We start from the raw sequence: 2,052 nt of genomic DNA, 5'->3' as shown, positions 1-2,052 counted from the left end.
GGCCAGTTGATGCTGCTCGAGCAGGTGGCGGAAATTCATGATGGTGGTGCGATCCGGCAGGGCGCTATCCAGGGATAATCGGGCAAACAGGCGCATGGAGGCGATTTCGTACAGGGCATCTTCCATGGCACCGTCGCTCAGGTTGTACCAATGCTGCATGCAGTGAATACGCAGCATGGTCTCCAGCGGATAGGGCCGTCGGCCATTGCCCGCCTTGGGATAAAACGGCTCGATGACAGCGGTCATATTCTGCCATGGCAGAATCTGCTCCATGCGGGAGAGGAAAATCTCTTTTCGGGTCTGACGGCGCTTAGTGCTGAATTCACTATCGGCGAAGGTGAGTTGATGGCTCATGATGTCCCTCTGGGATGCGCTCCGGATGAATATGATGATCTCATATCAGGAACTTGTTCGCACCTTCCTTAAGGTATCTGTGAAATCAAGCTATTTCAGAATCAAGGATCGTCCGAGTTTTGTCGTGTATGGCAAAAAGGGGATGTTCGTCAAATCAACTAAAGATCGTCAGGAAGAGCATCTAAAGCTTTTCCATATGCCTGAAAATAAAGACTTTGGTGTTGATTTACCAGAGCATTATGGAGTACTGACTTACATTGATAGTCACGGTGATTACCATGAAGAAAAGGTGAAAACTGTGCAAGGCGATTACTCTCGCTATTATGCCGCGCTGTACGAAACTGTAGTTAACGGGCGTGAGCAGGAAGTGAAGCCAGAGCAGACTATTTTGCAAATAAAGCTACTTGAAGCAGGGATTGAGGGGCTTCATTAATCACATAGCCGGCGGGTCAATAGACCCGCTTGTAAGGTTCTCTTATGCAACATCGAGGTAGGCTGAGCGTAATACTTCGATTAACTCTTTCAGTCCCTGGGGTACCTGTCGATGCCCCGGATAATACAAATGCATTGCGGGTTCAATAGGTGACCAGTCTGGTAGCACAATATGCAGTTCCCCCGTTTTTATATGCTCTGCAACACGCTCTTCAAGGCAATAGGTAATACCCACGTCCTTTAGCGCAAGCTCAACACCTAACGTCGTTTCGTTAACACATACCTGCCCAGGAACTTCAATGCTTCGGTGTTCATCGCCTTTGTGGAAATCCCAGCGATAAATGACGCCCTGGCCTGTGCGTATCTGGATACAATTATGGGATTTTAAATCTTCGGGTATAACAGGCGCTTGTTTTCTATATAGATATCTAGGAGAAGCAACTGCTACCCATCTGAGTTCCGGGCCCAGCTTGACTGCCACAAAATCCTCAGGAACCGTGCCGCCAAATCGTATGCCTGCATCAAATCCGGCCGAGACGATATCAACCATTTTGTCATCAACGGCGACTTCAACCTCCACATCCGGATAGGTTTGTAGGAATTTAGGTAAGAGTTTAGAAAGTATCAATCTTGCGCCGTCCGCGAGAACATTTATGCGCAAGCGACCAACGGGCCTGTCTCTGAGCAGATTGATTTCATCAAGAGCCTCACCAATCTCATTAAACCCAATTTCAAGTCGTCTTGCCAGGTTGCTTCCGGCATCCGTGGGAGCAACCGTTCGACTGGTCCGGTTGAGGAGCCTGACACCCAACCGGGTTTCAAGATTGCGGACAGAATGGCTCAAGGCAGAGGTCGTAATACCCAGTTCCACGGCTGCCTGCGTGAAGCTTCTGAGCCTCTCTACGGTTCTGAAAGCATTCAGATCGGCCAGATCGCTGCGCGAAAGTTTAGCTATTGGTCTTACCGGCATTCATTCATCTCACTATCGTTGAGTACTATTCATCATGTTATCAAGAAAAACTCAACTTTTATTGCATTTAAGAAGTGTTATTTTTAGTTCAATTCAACAATAATGTCCACGATTCAGATCAAGATGAATGACTGCAAGTAACGATTGTGGATTGAAGCAAAATGAGGAGTCTGATTAGTGTTTCATCTATGGACTTTGATCCCCGCAATCTATATTGGCATTAGGGTTATCTTTCCACTGAGAGTCTCAGCATCATCACGATGCTTGCTGTTTTTTGTCATGGCAATGGTTGCAGA

General features: G+C 47.3%; 3 protein-coding genes. 1 reads left to right on the top strand and 2 read right to left on the bottom strand.

All coding sequences use genetic code 11. From position 1 onward, the window contains the following. A partial coding sequence (locus tag HMPREF1024_RS20395) for an IS5/IS1182 family transposase (protein ID WP_009307866.1) occupies positions 1–354 on the bottom strand: 354 nt, incomplete at its 3' end. Here HMPREF1024_RS20395 and HMPREF1024_RS20400 point away from each other — a divergent pair. After that, positions 353–787 carry a Gfo/Idh/MocA family oxidoreductase gene (locus HMPREF1024_RS20400; protein WP_228690136.1) on the top strand — a complete coding sequence of 145 codons (435 nt, stop codon included), beginning with the start codon at positions 353–355 and terminating at the stop codon, positions 785–787. The genes HMPREF1024_RS20395 and HMPREF1024_RS20400 overlap by 2 nt on opposite strands. A gap of 42 nt (positions 788–829) precedes the next feature. Here the strand turns inward: HMPREF1024_RS20400 and HMPREF1024_RS20405 are convergent, their stop codons facing one another. Next, positions 830–1,756, bottom strand: coding sequence for a LysR family transcriptional regulator (locus HMPREF1024_RS20405; RefSeq protein WP_009307864.1), 927 nt, complete (start codon positions 1,754–1,756; stop codon positions 830–832). Positions 1,757–2,052: the final 296 nt, after the last annotated feature.

The sequence above is a fragment of the Klebsiella sp. 4_1_44FAA genome (assembly GCF_000238715.1).
GTDB classification, from domain to species: Bacteria; Pseudomonadota; Gammaproteobacteria; order Enterobacterales; family Enterobacteriaceae; genus Klebsiella; species Klebsiella pneumoniae.
This window is presented reverse-complemented; position numbering and strand designations above follow the sequence as displayed.

Bases quoted from the DNA above. Each gene is read 5' to 3' on its own strand.
- HMPREF1024_RS20400 (WP_228690136.1), top strand. From the start codon at position 353: ATGATGTCCCTCTGGGATGCGCTCCGGATGAATATGATGATCTCATAT.
- HMPREF1024_RS20405 (WP_009307864.1), bottom strand. From the start codon at position 1,756: ATGCCGGTAAGACCAATAGCTAAACTTTCGCGCAGCGATCTGGCCGAT.